Annotated in this window: 26 protein-coding genes; 15 read left to right on the forward strand and 11 right to left on the reverse strand. The window is 70.1% G+C overall.

The window, feature by feature from the left end:
* The first annotated feature begins 25 nt into the window (after positions 1-25).
* On the forward strand, positions 26-1249 hold the full coding sequence (locus tag ACV7JO_RS03030; protein ID WP_470354866.1) for an ATP-binding protein: 1224 nt from the start codon (positions 26-28) through the stop codon (positions 1247-1249).
* On the opposite strand, the gene ACV7JO_RS03035 is transcribed toward ACV7JO_RS03030, so the two are convergent.
* Together ACV7JO_RS03035 and ACV7JO_RS03040 are read right to left on the reverse strand one after the other, a co-directional pair.
* Positions 1246-3960 carry a valine--tRNA ligase gene (locus ACV7JO_RS03035; RefSeq protein WP_470354867.1) on the reverse strand — a complete coding sequence of 905 codons (2715 nt, stop codon included), beginning with the start codon at positions 3958-3960 and terminating at the stop codon, positions 1246-1248. The two genes, ACV7JO_RS03030 and ACV7JO_RS03035, sit on opposite strands and share 4 nt — an antisense overlap.
* Positions 3961-4171: 211 nt before the next feature.
* The gene (locus tag ACV7JO_RS03040; RefSeq protein WP_470354868.1) at positions 4172-5080 is read right to left on the reverse strand and encodes an HFX_2341 family transcriptional regulator; all 909 of its coding nucleotides are present in this window, start codon (positions 5078-5080) and stop codon (positions 4172-4174) included.
* 222 nt (positions 5081-5302) lie between these two features.
* Between ACV7JO_RS03040 and ACV7JO_RS03045 the strand changes: the two genes are divergently transcribed.
* Both ACV7JO_RS03045 and ACV7JO_RS03050 read left to right on the forward strand, forming a co-directional pair.
* Positions 5303-5743: a DUF7344 domain-containing protein gene (locus tag ACV7JO_RS03045; protein WP_470354869.1), complete on the forward strand. Its 441-nt coding sequence runs from the start codon at positions 5303-5305 to the stop codon at positions 5741-5743.
* Complete coding sequence (locus ACV7JO_RS03050) at positions 5736-6104, forward strand: HalOD1 output domain-containing protein (RefSeq protein ID WP_470354870.1); 369 nt, start codon at positions 5736-5738, stop codon at positions 6102-6104. The genes ACV7JO_RS03045 and ACV7JO_RS03050 overlap by 8 nt, the downstream gene beginning before the upstream one ends.
* A gap of 89 nt (positions 6105-6193) precedes the next feature.
* Here ACV7JO_RS03050 and ACV7JO_RS03055 read toward each other — a convergent pair whose 3' ends face one another.
* The 4 genes from ACV7JO_RS03055 to ACV7JO_RS03070 all read right to left on the reverse strand — a co-directional run bounded on the left by ACV7JO_RS03055 (position 6194) and on the right by ACV7JO_RS03070 (position 8787).
* The gene (locus ACV7JO_RS03055; protein ID WP_470354871.1) at positions 6194-6565 is read right to left on the reverse strand and encodes a YgaP-like transmembrane domain; all 372 of its coding nucleotides are present in this window, start codon (positions 6563-6565) and stop codon (positions 6194-6196) included.
* Positions 6566-6643: 78 nt separating this feature from the next.
* Positions 6644-8155 (reverse strand): sodium:solute symporter family protein, encoded by a 1512-nt coding sequence (locus ACV7JO_RS03060; protein ID WP_470354872.1) that lies wholly within the window; start codon positions 8153-8155, stop codon positions 6644-6646.
* On the reverse strand, positions 8148-8366 hold the full coding sequence (locus tag ACV7JO_RS03065; protein WP_470354873.1) for a DUF3311 domain-containing protein: 219 nt from the start codon (positions 8364-8366) through the stop codon (positions 8148-8150). Before ACV7JO_RS03065 ends, ACV7JO_RS03060 begins: the two co-directional genes overlap by 8 nt.
* Before the next feature lie 76 nt (positions 8367-8442).
* Positions 8443-8787, reverse strand: coding sequence for a tRNA-binding protein (locus ACV7JO_RS03070; protein WP_470354874.1), 345 nt, complete (start codon positions 8785-8787; stop codon positions 8443-8445).
* 175 nt (positions 8788-8962) lie between these two features.
* Here ACV7JO_RS03070 and dnaG point away from each other — a divergent pair, with 175 nt between their 5' ends.
* Positions 8963-10273: a DNA primase DnaG gene (dnaG, locus tag ACV7JO_RS03075; protein ID WP_470354875.1), complete on the forward strand. Its 1311-nt coding sequence runs from the start codon at positions 8963-8965 to the stop codon at positions 10271-10273.
* Positions 10274-10275: 2 nt separating this feature from the next.
* On the opposite strand, the gene ACV7JO_RS03080 is transcribed toward dnaG, so the two are convergent.
* Positions 10276-10692: a GNAT family N-acetyltransferase gene (locus ACV7JO_RS03080; RefSeq protein ID WP_470354876.1), complete on the reverse strand. Its 417-nt coding sequence runs from the start codon at positions 10690-10692 to the stop codon at positions 10276-10278.
* The gene (locus ACV7JO_RS03085; RefSeq protein WP_470354877.1) at positions 10689-12032 is read right to left on the reverse strand and encodes a DUF92 domain-containing protein; all 1344 of its coding nucleotides are present in this window, start codon (positions 12030-12032) and stop codon (positions 10689-10691) included. The genes ACV7JO_RS03080 and ACV7JO_RS03085 overlap by 4 nt, the downstream gene beginning before the upstream one ends.
* Positions 12033-12132: 100 nt before the next feature.
* On the opposite strand from ACV7JO_RS03085, the gene ACV7JO_RS03090 reads away from it, so the two are divergent.
* On the forward strand, positions 12133-12741 hold the full coding sequence (locus tag ACV7JO_RS03090) for an undecaprenyl diphosphate synthase family protein (RefSeq protein ID WP_470354878.1): 609 nt from the start codon (positions 12133-12135) through the stop codon (positions 12739-12741).
* Positions 12742-12831: 90 nt separating this feature from the next.
* The gene (locus ACV7JO_RS03095; RefSeq protein WP_470354879.1) at positions 12832-13689 is read left to right on the forward strand and encodes a hypothetical protein; all 858 of its coding nucleotides are present in this window, start codon (positions 12832-12834) and stop codon (positions 13687-13689) included.
* 13 nt (positions 13690-13702) lie between these two features.
* Here ACV7JO_RS03095 and uppS read toward each other — a convergent pair whose 3' ends face one another.
* On the reverse strand, positions 13703-14617 hold the full coding sequence (gene uppS / locus ACV7JO_RS03100; RefSeq protein WP_470354880.1) for a polyprenyl diphosphate synthase: 915 nt from the start codon (positions 14615-14617) through the stop codon (positions 13703-13705).
* A gap of 199 nt (positions 14618-14816) precedes the next feature.
* Here uppS and ACV7JO_RS03105 point away from each other — a divergent pair, with 199 nt between their 5' ends.
* Both ACV7JO_RS03105 and ACV7JO_RS03110 read left to right on the forward strand, forming a co-directional pair.
* A complete protein-coding gene (locus ACV7JO_RS03105; protein WP_470354881.1) occupies positions 14817-15011 on the forward strand; it encodes a cold-shock protein in 195 nt (64 codons plus the stop codon).
* Between the two features lie 155 nt (positions 15012-15166).
* On the forward strand, positions 15167-15574 hold the full coding sequence (locus ACV7JO_RS03110; RefSeq protein WP_470354882.1) for a DUF5778 family protein: 408 nt from the start codon (positions 15167-15169) through the stop codon (positions 15572-15574).
* Here the strand turns inward: ACV7JO_RS03110 and ACV7JO_RS03115 are convergent, their stop codons facing one another.
* A complete protein-coding gene (locus ACV7JO_RS03115; RefSeq protein WP_470354883.1) occupies positions 15575-15877 on the reverse strand; it encodes a DUF7577 domain-containing protein in 303 nt (100 codons plus the stop codon).
* 105 nt (positions 15878-15982) lie between these two features.
* Between ACV7JO_RS03115 and ahbB the strand changes: the two genes are divergently transcribed.
* The 5 genes from ahbB to ACV7JO_RS03140 all read left to right on the forward strand — a co-directional run bounded on the left by ahbB (position 15983) and on the right by ACV7JO_RS03140 (position 20172).
* On the forward strand, positions 15983-17038 hold the full coding sequence (gene ahbB / locus ACV7JO_RS03120; RefSeq protein ID WP_470354884.1) for a siroheme decarboxylase subunit beta: 1056 nt from the start codon (positions 15983-15985) through the stop codon (positions 17036-17038).
* 99 nt (positions 17039-17137) lie between these two features.
* On the forward strand, positions 17138-17785 hold the full coding sequence (locus ACV7JO_RS03125; RefSeq protein ID WP_470354885.1) for a precorrin-2 dehydrogenase/sirohydrochlorin ferrochelatase family protein: 648 nt from the start codon (positions 17138-17140) through the stop codon (positions 17783-17785).
* The gene (gene hemA, locus ACV7JO_RS03130; protein WP_470354886.1) at positions 17782-19119 is read left to right on the forward strand and encodes a glutamyl-tRNA reductase; all 1338 of its coding nucleotides are present in this window, start codon (positions 17782-17784) and stop codon (positions 19117-19119) included. The genes ACV7JO_RS03125 and hemA overlap by 4 nt, the downstream gene beginning before the upstream one ends.
* Positions 19120-19192: 73 nt before the next feature.
* On the forward strand, positions 19193-19471 hold the full coding sequence (locus tag ACV7JO_RS03135; RefSeq protein ID WP_470354887.1) for a 4a-hydroxytetrahydrobiopterin dehydratase: 279 nt from the start codon (positions 19193-19195) through the stop codon (positions 19469-19471).
* A gap of 68 nt (positions 19472-19539) precedes the next feature.
* Positions 19540-20172: an HAD family hydrolase gene (locus ACV7JO_RS03140; protein WP_470354888.1), complete on the forward strand. Its 633-nt coding sequence runs from the start codon at positions 19540-19542 to the stop codon at positions 20170-20172.
* Here ACV7JO_RS03140 and ACV7JO_RS03145 read toward each other — a convergent pair.
* A complete protein-coding gene (locus ACV7JO_RS03145; RefSeq protein ID WP_470354889.1) occupies positions 20160-21089 on the reverse strand; it encodes a molybdopterin-binding protein in 930 nt (309 codons plus the stop codon). The genes ACV7JO_RS03140 and ACV7JO_RS03145 overlap by 13 nt on opposite strands.
* 86 nt (positions 21090-21175) lie before the next feature.
* On the opposite strand from ACV7JO_RS03145, the gene ACV7JO_RS03150 reads away from it, so the two are divergent.
* Together ACV7JO_RS03150 and ACV7JO_RS03155 are read left to right on the forward strand one after the other, a co-directional pair.
* The gene (locus tag ACV7JO_RS03150) at positions 21176-21952 is read left to right on the forward strand and encodes a GIDE domain-containing protein (RefSeq protein ID WP_470354890.1); all 777 of its coding nucleotides are present in this window, start codon (positions 21176-21178) and stop codon (positions 21950-21952) included.
* A gap of 81 nt (positions 21953-22033) precedes the next feature.
* Entirely contained in the window at positions 22034-22390 is a 357-nt protein-coding gene (locus tag ACV7JO_RS03155) for an Hsp20/alpha crystallin family protein (protein ID WP_470354891.1), read from the forward strand.
* The last annotated feature ends 14 nt before the right edge of the window (positions 22391-22404 follow it).

The following is a 22404-nucleotide window of genomic DNA, read 5'->3' on the forward strand; positions in this document are numbered from 1 at the left end:
CCGTCCCGAACGTATACGTAAATCCGTGCAGCAGCCACGCCGTATCGTCGCCCTCCCCCACCTCGTACTGGCGACGGCGAGTGTCTGTCTCGCAGTCGGCCACGCCGTCCGAATCGGTCCTGTGAGTTCGATGACCGCCGTCGAGAGCGTCCTCCCGGTGGTGCTGGCGCTGAGCATCCTCTATGCCGGCGTCCGGTTCCAGCGTCTCGACCCGACGCGCCGGCAGGTGCTGACGACGACCGCCTTGCTCTGTGGGGGCGGTCTGTACGGCGGCGGCTTCGTCGCGTTCATCCAGTTCGTCCAGTTCCAGAACGGCGTGACGCTCAGCTACCCGTACTACATGGTCGCCATGTCGGGCTTCGGCGGCGTGGCGATGGCGACCGGCATCGCGCACTTCTACGTGGGGTACGCACAGCGCATGGCCGAGGCCCGCGCCGAGTCCGCGCGAGCGCGCTGCCTCCAGAAGCAGGCTAGCGTCCTCAACCGAACCCTCCGGCACAACCTCCGCAACGAACTGCAGGTCATCGACGGGTGGCTCGGCGCGGCGTTCGGACGGCGCGACGTCGACGCCGAGCGTGGGTACCGCGTCGTCAAGGACCACCTCGACGAACTCCACAGCGCCAGCGAGCGCGCGCGACGCATCGAGCGCGTCCTGCGAACCGACCGACAGGAGACCGTCGACGTCGTCGAGACGGTCGACCGCGCGGCCGAGGCGGTCGACGAGTCGGTCACCGTGACGACCGAGACGCCGCCGACGGCCCCCGCCGTCGCGCACCCGGAGATAGACGCCGCCGTCGCGCACCCGGAGATAGACGCCGCCGTCGCGGAGGCGGTCGAGAACGCCGTCGAGCACAACGACGCCGACGACGTGGCTGTGCGGGCGACCGTGACCCGGACCGAGGGGACCGACGGCGGTCCCGCGTGGCAGGTCGAGATAGCCGACGACGGGGTCGGCATCCCCGACGTGGAGCTGACGGCACTGGCCGAATCCGCCGAGGGGCCGCTGGAACACGGCCGCGGCCTCGGGCTCTATCTCATCCAGACAGTCGTCGACCAATCAGACGGGGACCTGACCGTGGTGCGGCCGGCCTCGGAGGCGTCCGGGACGACCGTCCAGATGACGCTCCCGGCGGCCGACGCCGCGGCGACGGGAGCGGAACCGAGCGCGAGCGAGCGGCCGGACGCGCCGAGCGCCGGCCCGGTCGGGCACGTCCCCGCGGCCGGGGACGAGTACCCGTCGCTGGACTAGCGGACGACGACGACGGCGTGGTCGGTCTCGGTCATCTCGCCGTCGCCGGAGTACGTGCGGGATTCCTCGACGGCGAACATCGCCTCGCCGAGTTCGTACTCGCCGGCGACGACCAGCGTGTCGTCGGTTATCTCGTAGTCGCCGGCCTCGATGGCGGCGTCGATGTCGCCCACTTCGCTGCCGAACTCCGGCCCGACCAGCGAGTAGTCGAGGTCGATGCCGCTGACCTCGGTGGTGATGTCCGGGGCCGTCTCGTAGGTGTCGAGCGTGTCGACGTGCATCGCTTCCGCGACGGCGTCCTCGAAGCCGGCGACGTGGCCGTACACCTCGACGTGGCCGAGGTCGGCGTTCAGCGGCAGGCCGTGTTCGGTCTTGTAGCGCCGGAGCGCGGAGATGACCTCCATGGCCGTCTCGCCGGCGTCGAGGTCGGCGTCGTAACCCCGCTCGGTCGGCCAGTCGGTCGTGTGGACCGAGCCGTCGGCCCCGTCGTCGCCGTAGAGGCGCGTCCACAGCTCCTCGGTGATGTGGGGCAGGAACGGCGCGAACAGTTTGAGGAAGGTCCGGTGGGCCGTCGCCAGCGTGTACTCGGTGGAGGGGTCGCCGCCGTCGTCGAGGCGCTGTTTGGCGATTTCGAGGTAGTCGTCACAGAACGTCGACCAGAAGAACGAGCGCAGGTGGTTGCGGGCCTTCGAGAACTCGTAGGCCTCGAAGCGCTCGGTGGCCTCGGCGACGGCGGCGTCGAGTTCGGCCAGCAGCCACTCGTCGACGGCCGCGAGTTCGGCCGGTTCGGCGGCCGGGTCGGCGGGCGTGAGTTGGTCGACCAGCCGCGAGGCGTTCCAGAGCTTCTGGAGCAAGCGCTCGCCGGCTTCGAGGTCGCCCTCCTTGTACGGGAAGTCGTCGCCGATGGAGGTGCCGGCGGCCCAGTAGCGGGCGGCGTCGACCGGGAACTGCTCTAAGACCTCGCTGGGCGGGATGACGTTGCCCTTGGACTTGGACATCGCCTCGCGGTTCTCGTCTAAGACCATCCCGTTTATCATGACGCTCTCGAAGGGCACCTCGCCGGTGTGTTCGTAACACTTGATGACGGTGTGGAACAGCCAGAAGGAGATGATGTCGTGGCCCTGCGGGCGCAGGTCGAACGGGTAGAGTTCGTCCATTGCCATGGTGAACTCGCCGTCGGCGACCGAGAGCGGCCCCTCGCTGTCGGCCTCGGGGTCGGCCTCCCAGTCCCACTCGGCGTTGACCAGCGGCGTCAGCGAGGAGGTGGCCCACGTGTCGAAGACGTCCTCCTCGGGCGTGAAGGAGTGGTGGCCGCAGTCGGGACAGGCGTCGACCGGCGGCGCGTCCGAGAGCGGGTCGACCGGGAGCTGTTCGGGGCTGGCGAGCGTCGGCTCGCCGCAGTCGTCGCAGTACCAGACGGGGATGGGAATGCCCGAATCGCGCTGGCGGGAGATACACCAGTCCCACTCCAGCCCCTCTATCCAGTGCTGGTAGCGGCTGAACATCTTCTCGGGGTACCAGTCCATCTCCCGGCCGGCGTCGAGGTACTCGTCGGTCTTGTCGAGCAGTTCGACGTACCACTGCTCGGTGACCAGATACTCGACCTCCTCCTCGCAGCGCTCGTGGACCTGCACGGTGTGTTCGTGGTCGCGCGATTCGAGCAGGTAGCCGGCCGCGTCCAAGTCCTCGATGATGGCCTCGCGGGCCTCGTGGGTCGACATTCCCTCGTAGTCGCCGGCGAGGTCGGTCATCGTCGCGGACTCGTCGATGGCGAGTCGGAGGTCGAGGTCGTGGGCCTGATACCACTCGATGTCGTTCTGGTCGCCGAACGTACAGCACATGACGAGGCCGCTGCCGGTCCCCATGTCGACGCGCTCGTCGGCGATAATCGGGACCTCCTGCCCGAACAGCGGCACCTTCGCCGTCCCCCCGACGAGGTGCTGGTTCGCGTCGTCGTCGGGGTGGACGAACACGGAGACACAGGCCGGCAGGAGTTCGGGCCGGGTCGTCGAGATGGTGAACGTCGCGTCGTCGTCGGCCGCGCCGTCGCCGGTCTCCAGCAGGTCGAAGGCGATGTCGTTGAACAGCGTCGCCTTGTCCTTGTCCTCCTGTTCGACCTGCGAGATGGCCGTCTCGCAGTCGGGACACCAGATGGTCGGGGCGCGCTGGCGGTACTCCCGGCCCTGCTCGTAGAGGTCGAGGAAAGAGAGTTGGGAGACGCGCTGGACGTCCGGCGCGATGGTCTTGTAGGTGTTGTCCCAGTCGACCGAGATGGCGAGCGACTGCACGTCCTCGGTGAACTCCGCCTCGTAGTCGGCACAGACCTCGCGGCACTTCTCCTGGAACTCGTGGCGCGGGTAGTCCTGATGACGGATGTCGAGTTCGCGCTCGGTCAGGCGCTCGGAGGCGATGCCGTTGTCGTCGTAGCCGAAGGGGAAGTAGACCGTATCGTCGGCCATCCGGTGGTAGCGGGCCACGAAGTCCTGCAGCGTGAACTGGTAGAGGTGGCCCATGTGGAGGTTGCCCGACACCGTCGGCGGCGGCGTGTCGATGCTGAAGCGGGTGTCGGCGTCGCCGTCGTAGGCGTAGGTGCCGTCGGCGACCCACTGCTCCTGCCAGTCGGGTTCTACCTCGCGGGGGTCGTACTCCCCCTCAAGCGTCTGTTGGTCGGCGGACGATTCCTCGGTCGGCGGGTCCTGTGTATCACTCATGTGTCCTCTGGGCGGGTCGGTCGAAAACGGTTCGGGCGTCGAGCGGTGGGGATTAGTGGGGCGTGGAGACCCCTACTACAGGTACGAGAACGGACCGAGAGACTACTCGACGCGCCATTACCTATACGTGGGCCAACCGGGGGCTAAACGACTTCGGTTTGCCGTCGGGCCGCGACGGTCGGCGGGTTCGAGCGAGTGAGACGGCGTGGCCTCAGAGCGCGCCGTGTTCGCGGTCCTCCGCCGAGTGCGCGCGGACCCACAGCTCGCCGATGCGCGAGAGCCGCGTGCGGTAGGACTTGCCGTGTTCCTCCTGCTCGATGTACCCCTTTCCGCCGGGACCGAGCCGGTCGACGTTGTAGATGACCTTCGAGCGGAAGGAGTCGGTGTACTCCTCGCCGAGGTCGCGGGCCAGTTCCTGTGCCAGTTCGGAGACGGACTCGAACTCGCCGTGTTCGCCCAGCGTGAACAGGATGACCTCCTCGAAGGGTTTGACGTTCGAGAACGACGCCACCGGGAGTTCGACGATGTGCGAGCCGTCTATCTCCTTGGCTCCGATGGTCGTCCCGCGCTCGTCGAACTCCTCTAGGAGGGCCTGTGCGCTCTCGAGTCGGTCGTCGACCCGGTCGGCCACGTCCGCGCCGGACTGGAGGTCCCGCAGGAGGGCGACCTGCCGGCGCAGTTCCTCCGCGAGTTCGGTCTCCAGATACTTCTCGGGGACCGTGTAGTAGGTGTGGATGCGGTCCCGGTCCCCCTCCCGCTCGACCATGATGGAGTGAGACGCGGTGGCGAAGGCGAAAGAGACCGTTCGGGGCATCGCCGAGACGTTGACCCACACTTCGTTGCCCGCGTCGAGTTCGGCGTTGATGAGTTCGAAGGCCTGTTCGAAGGCCTGGTCGTAGTCGTAGACGTCGCCGACGACGAACCGCTCGGTCTCGGCCCCGAGCAGGTTCCCGTAGTCCTTCTCCAGTTTCCGCGAGAGGTTGCGCGAGTACTCGACGTTGGCCTCGCTCCCCACCGCGCCTTCGAGGAGGATGACCCGGTCCACGTCGAGTTGCTCGCGCACCAGCGGCGCGATGAGCCGGTCGTAGTCGAACCCGACCGGCACGATGTGGGTCTGCATACGGAGTACGTGGAGCGGGTATTTACATAAAGCACCAGTCTTCCGGCCGTCGGGACGCGGTATCCGACGCGTCCCGAATGGGCACCGCCCGTCCGCCGCCCGCCACAATCGGCTCACACCCGGGCCGCATTTGGATAGTAAACAGCGCGTATTCGGGCCCAAACGACCTTCTTTCTGACAACCGGGGGAACATTAATACCCGAGACACCCCTCCCTACGGACATGCCCGGAGAACCAGACCCGAAAGAGGAGGCGGCTGCCGGCGCGTCCGCATCGCCCGAGAAACAACTCCCGCCCCCGGACGTGTTGGGTCTCGAACCGGTGTACGAGGTGTTGGGGCACACCCGACGGCGCTACCTGTGTTACACCCTTCTCGAAGAGACCGAGTGGTCGCTGACCGACCTCGCGACGAAAGTCGCCGCGTGGGAGAACGACGTCGCCGAACACGCCGTGACCGACGCACAGCACGAGGCCGTGTACGTCTCGCTGTACCACGCGCACGTCCCGAAACTGGTCGACGAGGGCGTGGTCACGTTCGACGAGACGACCGAGCGGATTACCGCCGCCGAGCACGCTGAGCAGGTCCTCACCGCGCTCGAAGGGATGGGTGCCAGCCTCGACGCCACGCAGGAGACCCACGCCCGGGGTGGGACGAATGAGTAGACGAACCGACGACGGAGCCACGGACGGACCCGATACCGGCAGCCGTACCGAAACGCACTGGTCACAGGTCGCACAGCGTCACTACCAGCCCGACGGACAGAGGGAACTCACGACCGCTATCGTGTCCGCGGTCGCGGAGGCGGCGGGCGTCGCCCCGACCGAACTGAAATCGCCCCCGCTGTACGAGTGCGTGGACGCGGCAGCCCTCGAAGACACGTTCTTCGGGCCGACCGTGGCCGAGACCTCGCGGCAGGGCGTCGGCGTCGTTGAGTTCCGGTACACAGACTACCTCGTGACGGTACAGAGCGACGGGTGGATACAGGTGTACGAACCGGTCGATACGGACCTATCGCCGAGCTGACGCCGGCCCGTCGCTCGCGCACCGGACCGCGCGCGACGTGGGCGAGCATCGCCGCTCCGTCGAATCGCCACGAGCGCCGACGCCGCAACTCAGGCGCAGTCGTCGTGGACGACCTCGCCGTCCGCGTTCGGTCCGCGGTTCTGCCCGGGGACGATGGGGTCGCCGCAGGCGGCGCAGGTCAGCTCTCGACCGTCGTCGTCGTCCGCGTCGCTGTCCGTCTCGATGTCCACCGCCGCGCCCGCGTCGTCCTCCCCGGCCGTGGTGTCGACGCCGAGCGCGTCGTTGACGCCGCAGTACTTCGTACTCGCGTTGAAGCCGAAGGCCACCGCGCCCGCGCCGGCCAGCAGGCCCCGAGCGCGCTTCCCGTTCCGGAACGAGCGGACGGCGGCGACGGCGAGTACGACCGCCAACACTGCCCGCGCGATTCGGTCCCGACCGCCGACGTTCTCGATGTCTTCCATACAGGATAGCGTGCCCGGACGGCCTTCAGTGTCACCCCTCCGGCAGCGCAGTCACGCGACGATGACCGGAGCCGCGCCTCAGTCTGCTTCCGTCCCGTCGACGCGGTAGGCGGCCCGGTTCTCGGTCGCGGCCGGTGCGGTCGCCAGCGAGACGGCGACGGTCAACAGGAGGCCCACGAGGATACCGACGACCCCCGGCGTCCAGCCCAGATACGCGCTCGGGAGCGACACCGACGCCCCGGCAAGCCCCGCGAGCGTCCCGACGACGGGGAAGACGTGCAGGAGGTAGAACAACTGACTGCCGGCGATACCGGCGTACATCCCGGCGCGGGTCGTCCCCTGCCAGTACAGCGCCAGCGCGACGGGCACCGTCAACTGGGCGAAGCCGCTGAAGGCCGTGTCGCCGATCTGGACGAGCGTCCCGGGCGTGTAGAGGCTGGCGACGAACGAGCAGACTGCGAAGGCGACGACGCCGGCGCGGGCGACCAGCGTCTCGCGGTCGCCGTCGGTCGCGCCCTCGACCAGCGGCCGGTAGATGTCCCGAGTGAGATACGACGACCCCGACAGCAGCATCGAGTCGCTGGAGGACATCATCGCCGCCATCGCGCCGGCGATGACGAGAGCGGTGAACCACGCGGGCGTGTACTCGCCCAGCAGTGCCGGGATGACGTTGCCGCCCTCGGGGACGGCGACGCCGAGTCCCGCGGCCCACGCACCCAGCATGAACGCCGGGACGAAAAGCAGGAGTACGAGGACGGGCCAGAGCGCGAACGTCCGCTTGAGGACGGTCTTGGAGCCGGCGGCGAAGAACCGCTGGTTTATCTGGGGGAACATCGTCACGCCGAAGGCGATGCTCACCGCCGTCGAGACGACGTACTGGCGGGTGTACAGCCCCCCGCCGAGCGCGAGGAACTCGGGGTTGGACTCGGCGAGGCGGGCTGTCGCCGCGCCCGCGCCGCCGGTGGCGCTCAGCACCCACGCGACGGCGACCCAGACCAGCGAGAGCATGAGCAGCCCCTGTACGGTGTCGGTCCACGCGACGCCGCGCATCCCCGAGACGGCGACGTACAGTATCATGAACAGCGTGATACCGCCCGCCCCGACCCAGAACGGCACCGCGCCGTCGGTCAGGCCGACGATGGCCTGTCCCGCGCCCTTCTGCTGGAGCATCACGTAGGGGAACAGCCAGACGAGGCTCACGCCGGCGACGAGCACGCGCAGCCCCGTCGAGCCAAAGCGGTCGCCGAGCATCTCCCCGAGCGTGACGTAGCCGTGGCGCTTGCCCACGAGCCACTGCTTGTAGCCCAGCACGTACCAGAGGATGGCGAAGATAATCCCGTCCATCACGCCCATCACCAGAATCCACTCCGGCCCGGCGCTGAACGCGAGGTTCGGGCCGCCGAAGAACGTAAACGCCGACAGCAGCGTCGCGAAGGTGGTAAACAGCAGGACGACGGTCCCCAGCGTCCGGCCCGCGAGGTAGTAGTCCTCGGCACTGCGGTCGGTCAGGCGGTAGGCGACGACGCCGATAGCCAGCGCGAGCAGCATGTACGCCCCGACGATACCCAACTGGAGGGTCGTCTCAGCCACGGCGGGACGCCTCCTCGACGCCGATTCCCCAGTCGGTGCGGGCGAAGACAGCGAAGACGATGCTTGCGAGCGCCATCCACCCGACGTGCCACCAGAGCCAGACCGGGAGCCCGAAGGCAATGCCGCTGTCGCGCCAGAGGAACCACGGCACGGCGAGGGCCGTCACCGCCAGCGCGACGACCGTCCAGCCGACGAGTCGCGTCTCTCTCATAATCGAACGCGGCTACACACTCGGGGTACTAATCGGTGTCGAACCTTCAACGAAGGACTTCGAAGAAAATTCCTCTTCAGTACACGCGGGTACCCGGTTCCACGTCCCGCTCGGTCGTGAGGTGGACGACGCCGTCCTCACCGTCGACGCCGGTGACCAGACACTCGCTCTCGAAGCCGGCGACGGTGACGGTGCCGAGGTTGACGACGGCGACGACCTGTGTCCCCACCAGTTCCTCGGGGTCGTACACGTCCGTCAGGCCGGCGGCGGACTGGAGCGTCGTCTCCCCGAAGTCGACGCGGAGCTTGTAGACGTCCTTGCGCGCTTCGGGGAACGGTTCGGCGTCGACGACTTCGCCGACGCGCATCTCCACGTCTTCGAGAAACGTCGTCGGGTCGATGGCGGTCTCTGTCAGTCCCATACCCGTGATTGCGACCGGTCCCACAAATCTCCCTCGACGGTTCCGGCCGACGCCGCGCCGGCCGCGACGGGTCACACTCGCGCCGGACGCCAAGCTTATTTGGCCCGTCGAACCTACGTAACTATATAAAGAGTGGCCCGCACGCCGTGGCGGCGGGCGACGCGGAGGACCCACGATGCACGACACAGCGAAGTACCTGATACACGCCGACATCACCGCCGCCGGCGTCGTCGAGCGCAGCGACGTAGTCGGCGCGGTGTTCGGACAGACCGAGGGGTTACTGGGCGACGAACTCGACCTGCGGGACCTGCAGGACTCGAAGAAGGTGGGGCGCATCGACGTGGAGATACGCTCGGAGAACGGCCAGTCGTTCGGCGAACTGACCGTCGCCAGCGGGCTGGACCGCGTCGAGACGGCTATCCTCGCGGCCGCCTTGGAGACCATCGAGCAGGTCGGTCCCTGCGACGCCGAGATAACGGTCGGCGAGATAGAGGACGTACGGTCGGCGCGCCGTCGCGAGGTCATCGACCGCGCGACCGAACTGCTGGCCGACTTCGAGGCCGACTCTGTCCGGACCGAGGACATCGTCGAGACGGTCCGCCAGCGCGCCCGTGTCGCCGACATCACGGAGTACGAGGGACTGCCGGCCGGCCCGCGGGTCGCCGACTCCGACGCCATCGTCGTCGTCGAGGGGCGGGCCGACGTGCTCCAGTTACTGAAATACGGCGTGAAAAACGCCGTCGCCGTCGAGGGAACCGACGTGCCGCCCGCGGTCGCCGAACTCACCGCCGACCGGACGGTCACGGCCTTCCTCGATGGCGACCGCGGCGGCGACCTCATCCTGAAGGAACTGGCGCAGGTCGGCGACGTGGACTACGTGGCCGTCGCGCCGCGGGGCCAGTCGGTCGAAGACCTCTCCCGGGACACCGCGCTCGCGGCGCTACGGGACAAGGTCCCCTACGAGGATATCGCCGACGCCGAGTCGGCGGCCGACGCACTCGCTGCCGCCGGCGGTCGCGCGCGTACCGACGGGTCGACCGCCGTCGCGTCCGACGCGCCGACCGGGGCCGACGACGCGCCGGTCGAGGAGTCAGCCGTCGAGGACGCTCCTACCGAGGACCCGACGGCGGAGTCCGGAGCGAAGGCCGCGGCGCGGGAGGCGGCGGTCGGCGGGGGCACCGTCGAAGCGTCGCCCGAGACCGACCCGACCGCACTGTCCGACCACGTCGCGGCCGTCATCGGCGCGGACAGCGGGACGGCGCGCCTGCTCGACGGCGACGGCGCGGTGCTCGCGTCGGGCGACGCCGACGGCGTCGTCTCGCTCGTCGAGGGCTGTGAGGCGACGCCCCGGACGCTCGTCCTCGACGGCGAGTGCTCCCAGAAGGTGTTGGACGTGGCCGCCCAGCGCGGCGTCGGCGTCGTCGTCGCCGACAGCGAGGGCGAGTACGTCAAACAGCCCACCAGCGTACAGATCCGCACCGCGTAACGCTATAGCTCTCTGACCAGCAGCACGCCGTCGCCGGACTCGTAGTGGTCCGGGATGCGGTCGACGGCCTCGAAGCCGAACTCGTCGTAGAAGGCCCGCGCGCGCTCGTCGTCGGCCTGCGCGGTCAGGCGGAGTCGTTCGAAGCCCTCGGCGGCGAGGCGGTCGAGCAGCCCCCACATCAGCGCCGTCCCGTACCCCTCCCGCTGGCGGGCGGGCGCGACGGCCAGCTCCGCGAGATAGGCCACCGGCGCGTCGGGGACGACCAGCGCGTAGCCGACGACGCCGCCGTCGTCGGCGACCAACACCAGCGGCGGGCCGTCGACGGCCACCGCCAGCAGTCCGGGCCACGGCTCGTCGAGCGCCGCCGTCTGGACGGCCGAGAGCGCGCGCTCGTCGGCCGGCCGTGCCTCGCGTATCATACCAAGCCGACGGCGACGGCCAGCGCCACGCCGGCGAGCGCAGCGGCCAGCGTCGCCAGCGTGTTGACGCCCTGATTGCCGACGACGGTGCCCTCGACGGTCGCGCCGAGGAGGCTGTCGACGGTCATCCCGACCAAGCCACAGACGAGGACGACGCCGGCCCCGAGCGGCCCGACGCCGTCGACGAGGAGCGTGGCGATGCCGGCGACGACGCCCGCGCCGACGAGTCCGGCGACGACGCCCTGCCACGTCACGCCGCCGTCGGTGCCGGGCTCGACGCGCTCGAAGGTGGTGATGAGCCGCGGGTTGTCGTAGAGGCCGCCGAACTCGCTGGAGAAGGTGTCGGTCATCGCGGCCGCGACGGCCCCGGCGAAGGCGTAGAGGAACAGGTCGGGGTCGACGGCGATGTGGCTCGGGCTCGCGGCCCACGCCAACACCGCGAACAGGGCGACGATGGAGTTGGCCAGCACGTTCCCGCTCCCGCGCGCCCCCTCGTTCTCCTCGGCGATGCCGCGGGCCTGCTTCTCCTCGTAGCGGTACTTCGCCGAGAGCCCGCCGAGCCCGAAGAAGCTGATGAGCATGGCGAACCAGCCGTAGCCGCCCAGCACGATGGTCAGCAGCGAGAGGAGGACGCCCGTGAGCATCCCCGGCAGCGAGGCCGTCTCCAGCGCGTAGGAGACGTAGCCGAGCACCGCCGTCACAGCCAGCGCGACGACGACGCGCTGGGGGGCCACGGAGGGGTCGAGTTCGAAGAACAGCCACAGCAACAGGCCGACCGACAGCATCACCAGCGGGTCGTCGCGCTCGAAGAGGACGGCCCGCAACAGCGCGGCCACCAGCGCGCCGGTGGCGGCGAGAAAGAGGACCAGCGGCGGGTCGACCGAGAGCGACTGGAGACGCGCGGCGACGACGTGGCCGGCCGCGCCGGCGGCGAACCCGGCGAGGACGAACCCGGCGGTGGCGACGACCGCGTCGCTCCGGACCGTCGCGGCCAGCCGTTGGCCGAGGTTCCCGTAGGCCACGACGAGGACGGTCCCGACGTAGACCCACGCTGGGAGGGCGAACTGGACGGCGATGAGCGCCAGCCCGGCGGCGGCCAGCGAGAAGGCCGTCAACCCGTAGAGTTTCCCGTCCTCCCGGTCGCCCGGTCGCGCGAACACCTCGAACAGCCGGGAGTCGGCGTCGACGGCGACCAGCGCGAAGACGGCGACGAGGGCGAACGGGGCTGTCGCGGCCAGCGTGGCCAGCGCCGGCGAGCGGACGCTCGACGCGAGGGGGACGGCGAAAGAGAGCGTCCCTACCGCGGCGAACGCCGCCGCCCGCCGGACTGTCGATGTCACGTCCCGCCGGTATCCCCGAGAGCCACTTACTCTTTCCGAACTACCCGGCCCCCGGCGGACGACCGTGAGCTTTAGGCGGCGCGTCGGTGTAGCGGCCGCCGTGAGCCTGTACGACCGGTACCTCGCTGCCCGCGTGCGGCTGAGCGACGCCACCCTCCCGGAGACCGTCGCGCTGGTCATCACGGAGCGGGACCTGCTGTCCGAGGGGGCCTACGCGACCCTCGAACGTTTCTTCGACTGGGCCGTCCAGTACGGCGCGGAGACGATAGTCGTCTACGTCAGCGTCCTCGACGAGGAGGTCGTCCCGACGCTCCGGCGCGAACTCGAGGGGGTCCGCGCGCCCGCCGCGGTCGCCGTGCGGGGGCCGGACGACGACCTCCGGGTGGACGCGCCCGTCCAGATTTCCATCGGCCTCGGGGGCCAGTCGGAGTTCGCCACCGCGGTCCGGAAGGTCGCGCGCCGGGTCGACGAGGGCGATCTCGCCCCCGCCGAGGTCGACGAGGCCGCCATCGAGGACCACCTCGTGTTCCCGGCCGACCCCGACCTCGTCATCAAGACCGGGGCCGAGCGCCTCTCGGATTTCATGATCTGGCAGTCCGTCTACTCGGAACTGTACTTCACCGACGTGAACTGGCGGAACTTCCGCCGCCGGGACTACCTCCGGGCGCTCCGGGACTACCAGGAGCGCCAGCGCCGCTTCGGTCGCTGAGGCGGCCGTCGTCGCCGTCCCTGTCGAATAACTTAAACGCCCGTTTGAGCGCACCGAAGGCCTATCCCGCCCGGCGGGGCAGACGGGGGTATGCCGAACCGCCTCTCTCGGCGCGCCTTCCTCGAAGGCGGCGCGCTGGCGCTTGCCGGCGGCGTCGCCGGCTGTACCGGGTTCGACGCCGCCTCGACGCCCGACGCGGGGGACGCGACGCCGACGCCGGTCCCGACGCCGACGGTCACCGGTACCTACGCCGACGCACCCGGGGGACCCGCGTCGTACCCGTCCCGGCCCGACGAACCGACCGTGGAGGCCGCGCTCGCCTTTGCCGAGGCCCACGAGCGGGCGCGCACAGAGAACTCGCTCCACGAACCCGACGTCGAGGACCTCAGCGCCGACGCGACGGCGGCCCACGACCGGGCGGCCCACGGCGGCCACTACGTCGTCGCGACGGCCACGGGGTACGCCAACTACGCCGACGGCCTCCACGCCGACTGGGGCCAACTGCCGGCGCTGTACTTCGTCCACCCCGACGTTGTCGTCAGGGTGGGCAACCGCGACCAGCGGTACTTCGACTGCGAGGACGTCTACGCCGCGCCGGACCCGAGTGGGAACTTCGCCGCGCCCTGTGAGGGCGAGTGGGGGACCTACCTCGCCTACAACGTCCACCCCGAGTCACACGAACTGTCGGTGACCGTCGAGTACCGCGGCGACGGGGAGACGGCGCTGGAGCGGACCTACCGGCTCGACGCGACCGACGGCGTCACACAGGAGAGCGTCACGTACCGCCGCGGCACCTACCGGGTCAGGGCCGAGACCGGCGGGGGTGCCGTCGCCGTCGCCGAGTGGACCCTCGACGGCCCGCCGCGGGAGGACGCCCCGCTGGCGGTTCTGGTGACGCCGCTTGGCACGCCGACCGTCCGGCGGGTCCCGTTCGGACGGGTGCGGTAGCCCCTCGGCCCGCTCAGTCGGCCGCCTCGGGCCCCTCGTCGACCTGCTCGCGCTCCCCGCTTGGAAGCGCGTCCCGAAACCGACGGAGGACGCGCCGGGCCTTCGGGACTTCCGCGTGTTCGAGGGCGCGCACCAGCGCCAGCGCGCGGCGGGCACGGGTCGTCCGCCACGACGCCTCGCGGTTCTCGTAGGTCCGGATGGCCCGAAGGAAGTCTATCTTGCGGAACTCCGGCCAGTAGGGCGCACAGAAGAAGGTCGCCGCCTCGTTGCCGTTGGCGTGCCACGGCAGGAAGTTCGAGGTGCGCTCGTCGCCGCCGGTCCGGACGATGAGGTCCACGTCGCGGGTCGGCCCCTCGTAGAGGAACGACTCGACCGTGTCGGCGTCGACGGCGTCGGCGTCGAGGTCGCCGCGCTCGACGGCGCGGGCCACGTCGCGGGCCGCCCCGAGCAGTTCCGCCCGGCCGCCGTAGGCCAGCGCGACGTTGAGGTGCAGGCGGTCGTACTGTGCGGTCCGGCCCTCGGCGTAGTCGACGGCTTCGCGGACCCGCTCGGGGAGCATGTCGAGTTCGCCGATGGCTCGGATGCGGACGCCGGCGTCGTGGACGCGGTCGGCGTCGGCGAACGTGCGGAGTTTCCGCTCGATGAGGTCGAAGAGGTGTTCCTGCTGTTCGACCGGCCGGTCGAAGTTCTCCGTCGAGAACGCGTACAGCGTGACCTCCTCGACGCCCAGTTCGTCACACCAGTCCAGCAGCGACTCGGTGGTCGCAGCCCCCTCGGTGTACCCCTCCGTAGTGTCGGCCCCCCGCTCCCGGGCGTACCGCCGGTTCCCGTCCTGAATCACGGCGACGTGTTCCGGCGCTCCCGACAGCTCCCACCGGAGGAGTCGCTCGTAGGCGGCGTAGCCAACGTCTCGAACCCGCTGTCGCATTACCCGTAGCGTATCAACGAACCGATAAGGACTTTGTGGAACTGCGCCGCGCCGTGTTCCGTGTCGCCGTCCGGGTTGCTGAGCGCCGGAAAGTCCCGGCTGTTCGGGACCCTGCCGTCAGTGAGTACAGCCTACGTAGCGACTACCGCGGGCACCGACGCATAGCTTTAATAGTTCGACCGCGTACGTTCGAACTGCAATGGCGACCGGCACGGTAGATTTCTTCAACGAAACCGGCGGTTACGGTTTCATCGACACGGACGACGCGGACGAAGACGTGTTCTTCCACATGGAAGACGTCGGCGGCCCCGACCTCGAAGAGGGCCAAGAAGTCGAGTTCGACATCGAACAGGCCGACAAAGGCCCCCGAGCGACGAACCTGACGCGGCTGTAGGCGAGCGCGCCTTCGGTCCCGACGACTCGACCCGAACAGCGGCGACGCTGGGCGACCGCTCGCGTCGCACGGAGGACCCCGCCCCCAATTGCGGGGGTGTTCTTCCCGCCCGGGAATGCGAAGTGCATTTGCCGGGCCACCGCGCAGGGACTGGTATGAGCGACGCCGACGCCCTCGACGACGACCTGTACCGCCGGACGAAACAGCTACTGGAGCCGGGCGACATCGAGTTGAACGGGGCGGTCGTCCACACGGAGTTCGACGGCAGCGACGAGATAGAGATGATGCAGGCCACCATCGACGTCGGGGAGGTCATCGCCGAGGCCTACGGGATGGATCCCGGCGACACGTTCGTCTACTCGGGCAGCGACGACCCCGAGTTCGCGTCGAACCAGCATCAGGGGCTGACGCTCGACGACGAGTCGTTCGTCTGGGAGTGCCAGCAGCTGCTCCGGGACGGGTCGTTCGACCTCGTCTTCTACTACGAGGCCAGCGCCGACCACGAGGCCGTCCTCGACGGCGTCGCCGACGCCGGCTTCGAGGTCACCGGCGTCGAGGGGTAGTCACGAACCGTCGGACCCGCCGTCCGGTAGCCGTTCCTGACAGTTGTGACAGTAGGTGTAGTCCGTCCCGTTGGCGGCGTCACAGACGGGACAGACCGTGGCCGCCGCGGCGCTGTGCCGGAAGTAGGCGTTGAGCTGTCCGGCGTCGGGGGCCGTGCGCTCGCCGCGGTAGGCCGCGACCAGTTCGTCGTGGGCCGCGTAGTCCATGAGCCGGAAGAGCAGGACGAAAAACAGCGGCGCACCGACCAGTACGCAGAGGTAGACGGCGAGCCTGAACACCAGTTCGGCCGTGGAGACGGACACGTCGACGATAGGGTCGCGGAGAGCTAAAGCGCTCCGCCGCCCCGTCGGTCCGCCGGCGTCGCCGGGTCCGCGCCGCTTATGCCCGCGGAACCCCGAGACCCGACCATGAGCGACGACCTCGGGACCGTCGACCGGGCCGTCCTGAACGCGTTTCAAGGCGGGTTCCCGGTCGTCGAGCGACCGTTCGACCCCGCGGCGGAAGCGCTGGGCGAGTACGGCATCGACATCACCGGTGACGAACTGCTCGACCGCGTCCGGCGGCTGGACGACGAGGGCGTGTTGACTCGCTTCGGCGCGCTCATCGACGCCGAGGAGATCGGCGGGACGGCGACGCTGGTCGCCACCCACGCGCCCGAGGACAGCTACGACGAGTACGCGGAACTGGTCAACGACCACCCCGAAGTCGCCCACAACTACGAGCGCGAACACCCCTACCTCAACATGTGGTTCGTCCTCTCGGTGGCGGACCCGTCCCGCGTCGACGAGGTGCTGGCCGAGATAGAGCGTGAGACCGGCGAGCCGACGTACAACATGCCCAAACAGCGGGAGTTCCACGTCGGCGCGAAGTTCCCGGTCGAGGGGCCACAGACCCAAGCCGTCGATTGCTCGGGGCTGGGGCCGGACGTGAACCCCACCGACCGGCGGACGCTTTCGCCCGCCGAGCGCGACCTCGTCGTCGAGATACAGGGCGGGCTGCCGGTGACCGCGACGCCCTACGCCGACGTGGCCGAGGCGATAGGGGCCGACCCCGCGTGGGTCCGCGAGACCATCGCGCGCTTCGACGCCGAGGGGAAGGTCCGCCGCGTCGGGCTCATCCCGAACCACTACGCGCTGGGCTACTCGGAGAACGGCATGACGGTCTGGGACGTGCCCGACGACGCGGTCGACGAGGTGGGGCCGGCCATCGCCGAGTTCGACTTCGTCACGCACTGTTACCGGCGGCCCCGCCACGAGGACGTGTGGCCCTACAACTTCTTCGCGATGACTCACGGGCGCTCCGAGGCCGAGAGCGACCGGCGAATCGAGCAGGTCCGCGAGCGGATGGCCGAGCACTGGGACGTGACCGACGGGGACTGGGACACCCTGTTCTCGACGCGCATCCTCAAGAAGACGGGTATTCGGGTCGCGGAGCGCGCGAAAGCGAACGTCGAGTCCCCCTGACTGGACAGGCTTATCACCGATGCTACGTGTGCATTCAACAATGTCGCGTCTCCGCGAGGGTTGTGTCGGGAGCGAACGGACGGACGGGGGTGTCGGCCGGTGATACCACTGTTACACGACTTCGAGGGCGAGACGGTGCTGGTCGTCGGCGGCGGCCGCGTCGGGGCACGGAAGGCCCGGCGGTTCGCCGCGGAGGCCCGCGTCGTCGTCGTCGGTCCCGACTTCGGCGACCGGGCGTTCGGCGGGGCCGAGCGGGTGCGGGCCGCGCCCGGCCCCGACGAGGTGGCCGCGTGGGTCGAGCGGACCGACCCCGCGCTGGTCGTCGCCGCGACCGACGACGAGGCCGTCAACGACGCGGCCGCCGCGGCCGCCCGCGAACACGGTGCCTTGGTCAACCGGACCGACCGCCACGGCGACCGGGCAGTCGACGACGTGGCGGTTCCGGCGACGGTCCGGGACGACCCGGTGGTCGTCGCGCTCGCCACCGGCGGCCGGGCACCCGCACTCTCGAAGTACCTCCGCGAGCAGGTCGAAGACGCGGTTTCGGGAGCCGGTGCCATGGCCGAGTTGGTCGGGGAGCTTCGGGACGACCTCCAGCGCCGCGAAGTTCCCGAGACCGAGCGCCGTGATGCGGTCCGGTCGGTCGTCAGGTCCAATGCGGTTTGGAAGGCTTTAGATAGGGGCGACCCAAACACACGACAAGTAGCCGAAGCCGTGATTACGAACGTGACCGGTGATTCATCGTGAGAGGAGACGCAGGCGTCATCGCGGCCACCAGCGTCTCCCACGAGCACGCGTCTGTCGACGACCTCGAAGCGGCGGCCGTCGAGAGCCAGCGCCGCGCCGTCGAGTCGCTGCTCGCCGAGCCGTCGGTCGACGAGGCCTACGTCGTCCAGACGTGTAACCGGACGGAGGCCTACGTCGTCGCCCCCGACCACGACGACGGCGTGACGGCGCTCCGGGGACTCACCCGCGGCGTCGACCCAGACGCCGTCGTCGAGATGGGCCACGAGGAGAGCCTGCGCCACCTCCTCCGGGTGGCGAGCGGGCTCGAATCCATCGTCCTCGGCGAGGACCAGATTCTCGGGCAGATACGCGACGCCTACGAGGACGCCCGCGGCGTCGGCGGCATCGGGCCGCTGCTGGAGGACGGTGTCACCAAGGCGATGCACGTCGGCGAGCGCTCCCGCTCGGAGACCCGTATCAACGAGGGCGTCGTCTCGCTGGCCTCCGCCGCGGTCTCGCTGGTCGACGACGAGTGTCCCCTCGACGGCGAGACGGCGCTGGTCGTCGGCGCGGGCGAGATGGGCCAACTGGCGGCGAAGGCGCTCGCCGAACGCGTCGACCGCCTCGTCGTCGCCAACCGGACCGTCCCTCACGCCGAGCACGTCGCCGAGACCGTCGACGTCGAGGCCAGCGCGGTCGCGCTGGAGGCCGCCTCGGCCGTCGTCGACGAGGCCCGCGTCGTCGTCTCGGCGACGGGGAGCCCGGAACCGGTGTTCGACCCCGAGACCTTCGTGGGCGCGGAGACGGTGGTCGTGGACATCGCGCGGCCACGCGACGTGCCCCCGTCGGTAGGCGACCTCGACGCGACGACGGTGTACGACCTCGATGCCTTGGAGTCGCTGACCGACGAGACCAGACAGCAGCGCCAGGAAGCCGCCGAGGCCGTCGAGCGCATCGTCGACGAGGAGTTCGACCGCCTCCTGAAACAGTACAAGCGCAAGCGGGCCGACCGCGTCATCTCGGCGATGTACGAGAGCGCCGAGCAGGTCAAGGCGGCGGAACTCAACACCGCGCTGTCGGCGGCCGACTTCGACGAGGACCAACAGGAGGTCGTCGAGGCGATGGCCGACGCCATCGTCTCGCAACTGCTCGCCGCACCGACCCGGAGCCTCCGGGACGCCGCCGAGGACGACGACTGGTCGACCATCCACACCGCGCTGGAGCTTTTCGACCCCGACTTCGGCCCCGAGCAGGCCGACCCGCCGGCGTTCGTCGAGGGGATGAACCCCGAGGAGATTCCCGAGGGGATGCGCGACGAGATTCCCGACGCCGCCCTCGACCAGTCCGACGACTGAGACGGACCGCCGTGGCGCAGCGGCGACACGACGACGGCACACCTTTTTCCCCCGTGCGGCCCACCGGTCGCGTATGGCGGACCTGCTCACCGACGACGAGATAGCGGACCGGCTCCCGGCCGACTGGACGCGCGAGGGCGACGAAATCGTCCGCGCCTACGAGTTCGACGCGTACCTCGACGCCTCGGGGTTCGCGGCGGCGGCCGCCGGCGTCGCCGAGGACGCGTGGCACCACCCCGAGATGACGATTCGGTGGGGCGAGGTCGAGGTCAGACTCACGACCCACGACGCCGGCGGCATCACGGGCAACGACATCGAGATGGCCCAGCGGCTCGACGGCATCTACGAGTGACGCGGCGTCCGGCCGGCCCAGCGTCGCCAGAAGGCATTTAGGCTCGAACCGCCTACCTCGGTACCTCCATGGCCCCCTACGACTTCTGGCTGCTCGACCTCGACGGGACGGTCGTCGACATCGAGCGGTCCTACCCCGAGCGGGTGCTGGGCCGGGTCGGCGACCGGCTCGGCACCCCCTTCGACGCCGAGGAGGCCGCCCTGCTGTGGTACGGCGTCGGCGGCGCGCGCGACGCCCTCCTGACCGAGCGCGGCGTCGACCCCGAGCGGTTCTGGGCGGTCTTCCACGAGGAGGAAGACCCCGTCGCCCGCGCCGAGGCCACCTACCTCTACGACGACGCCGAGCGGTTCCTCGCCGAGCGCGACGAGCCCATGGGGGTCGTCACCCACTGCCAGCCGTACCTGACCGAACCGGTGTTGGACCGCCTCGACATCGGCGACTGGTTCGAGACGGTCGTCTGCTGTGACGACGACGTGGGCTGGAAGCCCGACCCCCGCCCCGTCGAGAAGGCGATGCGGGAGATGGGCGTCCGGGAAGGAAGTGGTGCCCTCGTCGGCGACGACCCGGACGACATCGGCGCGGCGCGCAACGCCGGGCTGGACGGCATCCACGTCCACCGCCGCGCACACGCGGCCGAGGACCGCTGTGTCCGGGGCGACCGGCGGGTCACGTCGCTGCTGGACCTCACCTACGGCAGGTAGTCCCAGTCCGCGACGGCCACCGACGCGCCGGCCTCGCGGCTCCCGACGCCGGACGGCACCGTCACCCAGCCGTCGGCCCGGGTCGCGGTGGCGAGGTCCGTCCCCGAGAGCGGTGTCGCCGTCTCGCCGTCGCGGGCGACCGGGACGAACGACCGGACCGGCTCGGTGCAGTCGATAGCGCCGGCGAGGGCCGCGGTCCGCGTCGGGTGGTCTGGCAGTGGCGCGCCGGCGAAAGACTTCAGCAGCGGGCGGAGCAACTGGACCGCGGCGACCCGCACGTCGACCGGCGACGACGGGAACAGGAGGACTGGGCGGTCCCGGACGACCGCCAGCCCGGTCGCGCCGCCGGGTTCGATGGCCACCCGGTCGGCGAAGGCGTCGCCGAGGTCGGCGACGACCGACCGGAGCGTGTCGCCGGGTTCGGTCCCGGTGACGACGAGCACGTCCCGAGTGAGGTCGCGCTGGACGGCCATCCGCAGGGCGGGCGCGTCGTCCGCGACCGGGTTTCGGTAGGTCACCTTCCCGCCCCAGCGGTCGACGTACTGGGACAGCGTGAACCCGCCCGTCTCGACGCGCTCGCCCTCGGCGGGGTCGCGCTCGACGAGGCCGTCGCCCGTCGGGACGATGCCGACCTGCGGGCGCTGGCGGACGAGGAGTTCGCCGACGCCGGCGGCCCGCAGCAGGCCCACGTCGGCGGGCCGCAGTCGCGCCCCGGACTCGAAGACGGTGTCGCCGGGCGCGAGGTCGGTATCAGGGACGGCGACGTTCGCGGTGGCGGCCGTCGCCAGCACGCGCCCGACGCCGACGGACAGCGGGACGCGGTCGGTCCGGTCGACCGGCACGGCGTAGCTCCCGAGCTGTCTGGTCGCGGTCTGCAGGCTACACGTATCGGCGTCCGTCGGCGGAGAGCCGGCCATACCCGGCGTTGGGACCGCGCGGGCAAAAGCCCCCCGCGGACCGGGCGAGGGAAACCGGTTTGGCGGTCGGGGTGTCAACGACCGGTATGGTCCTCTCGCAGTTGGTCGCCGTCGCCCTCGCCGCCGCGGCCGCCTACCTCCTCTACACCGGCGGCCACGAACTTCGAACGGTGTTTCACATCCTCCGCAACGACCCCGTCGCGGTCCGGACGCTACACGGTCACACCGGCCCCGTCGAGATAGTCGGGACCGCACATCCCTGCGACGACGGCACGGTCTCGTCGCCGTTTACCGGCAGCGACTGTCTGGCCTACACCTACGAGGTCGAAGAGCTACGGTCCTCGGGGAAGAGTTCGGAGTGGAAGACGCTGGACGAGGGGACTGGTGGGGTCGAGTTCGTCGTCTCGGACGGGACCGGCCGCGTCCGCGTCGACCCCGCCGGGGCCGACATCCGGCTCGAATCCCACAGCGTCACCGTCCCGCCGGGGACGGACCTGCCCGACCGGCTGGCCGACTACGTGGCCGCCACCGACGCCGTTGCGGAGCAGGACCGGACGCTCGACCTGCTGGTGACGGAGCTGAACGTGGGCAACAAGCAGCGGTTCACCGAGCGGCGTCTGGACCCCGGCGAGCGGGTGTACGTCTACGGGCTGGCCCGGCGGGGGCCGGCCGTCGAGTGGGGGAGCGACCTCGTCGACGCCGTCGTCGGCGACGGCGAGGGGACGCCGGTGTTCGTCGTCACCGACACCGACGAGCGGGGCGCGGCGTGGCGCTTCGCCAAGGGCGGGCTCGTCCGGGCCGGTCTCGGCGTCGTTCTGCTGGGGGTCGCGGCCCTGTTCGGGCTCGCGGGGGTGTCGCTGTGACCGGGTTCGGTCGGCCGCTCGCCCGCGGCCGCGCGTGCCGCGACCGCCGGGTTTACCACGACGCCGCCCCTACGAACTGCCATGTCAGCGCTGCGTGAGGCGTTACGCGACCTCCCCGACGCCGTCTTCGCGGACGTCCTCGAATCCGACGAGGCGTACCTGCTCGTGCTCGACCTGCCCGGCGTGACCGCCGACGCGCTGGAGGTCAGCGTCGAGAAGGGCCGGCTCATCATCGAAGGGCAGCGCGCTAAGGACGTTCCCAGCGAGTTGCGCTTCGTCCGCGAGGACCGCTCGGTGTTCCTCGACGCGGAGCTTCCCCTCCCGCCCGGCGTGACCGGGCAGGGGGCCGAGGGGACCGTCGACGGCGGCGTCCTCGAACTCCGGCTCCCGAAGGCCGACGCCGCGCCGCGAACCACGATACCTATCGGCGAGGCGTAGCCGAGGTGGCCCCC

This window comes from Haloarcula sp. MBLA0138 (genome assembly GCF_055632455.1).

Bases quoted from the DNA above. Each gene is read 5' to 3' on its own strand.
- ACV7JO_RS03095 (WP_470354879.1), top strand. From the start codon at position 12,832: ATGCCGAACCGCCTCTCTCGGCGCGCCTTCCTCGAAGGCGGCGCGCTG.
- ACV7JO_RS03150 (WP_470354890.1), top strand. From the start codon at position 21,176: ATGGTCCTCTCGCAGTTGGTCGCCGTCGCCCTCGCCGCCGCGGCCGCC.
- ahbB (WP_470354884.1), top strand. From the start codon at position 15,983: ATGAGCGACGACCTCGGGACCGTCGACCGGGCCGTCCTGAACGCGTTT.
- ACV7JO_RS03045 (WP_470354869.1), top strand. From the start codon at position 5,303: ATGCCCGGAGAACCAGACCCGAAAGAGGAGGCGGCTGCCGGCGCGTCC.
- ACV7JO_RS03050 (WP_470354870.1), top strand. From the start codon at position 5,736: ATGAGTAGACGAACCGACGACGGAGCCACGGACGGACCCGATACCGGC.
- ACV7JO_RS03035 (WP_470354867.1), bottom strand. From the start codon at position 3,960: ATGAGTGATACACAGGACCCGCCGACCGAGGAATCGTCCGCCGACCAA.
- dnaG (WP_470354875.1), top strand. From the start codon at position 8,963: ATGCACGACACAGCGAAGTACCTGATACACGCCGACATCACCGCCGCC.
- ACV7JO_RS03140 (WP_470354888.1), top strand. From the start codon at position 19,540: ATGGCCCCCTACGACTTCTGGCTGCTCGACCTCGACGGGACGGTCGTC.
- ACV7JO_RS03040 (WP_470354868.1), bottom strand. From the start codon at position 5,080: ATGCAGACCCACATCGTGCCGGTCGGGTTCGACTACGACCGGCTCATC.
- ACV7JO_RS03135 (WP_470354887.1), top strand. From the start codon at position 19,193: ATGGCGGACCTGCTCACCGACGACGAGATAGCGGACCGGCTCCCGGCC.
- ACV7JO_RS03155 (WP_470354891.1), top strand. From the start codon at position 22,034: ATGTCAGCGCTGCGTGAGGCGTTACGCGACCTCCCCGACGCCGTCTTC.
- ACV7JO_RS03070 (WP_470354874.1), bottom strand. From the start codon at position 8,787: ATGGGACTGACAGAGACCGCCATCGACCCGACGACGTTTCTCGAAGAC.
- uppS (WP_470354880.1), bottom strand. From the start codon at position 14,617: ATGCGACAGCGGGTTCGAGACGTTGGCTACGCCGCCTACGAGCGACTC.
- ACV7JO_RS03055 (WP_470354871.1), bottom strand. From the start codon at position 6,565: ATGGAAGACATCGAGAACGTCGGCGGTCGGGACCGAATCGCGCGGGCA.
- ACV7JO_RS03145 (WP_470354889.1), bottom strand. From the start codon at position 21,089: ATGGCCGGCTCTCCGCCGACGGACGCCGATACGTGTAGCCTGCAGACC.
- ACV7JO_RS03110 (WP_470354882.1), top strand. From the start codon at position 15,167: ATGAGCGACGCCGACGCCCTCGACGACGACCTGTACCGCCGGACGAAA.
- ACV7JO_RS03080 (WP_470354876.1), bottom strand. From the start codon at position 10,692: ATGATACGCGAGGCACGGCCGGCCGACGAGCGCGCGCTCTCGGCCGTC.
- ACV7JO_RS03105 (WP_470354881.1), top strand. From the start codon at position 14,817: ATGGCGACCGGCACGGTAGATTTCTTCAACGAAACCGGCGGTTACGGT.
- ACV7JO_RS03065 (WP_470354873.1), bottom strand. From the start codon at position 8,366: ATGAGAGAGACGCGACTCGTCGGCTGGACGGTCGTCGCGCTGGCGGTG.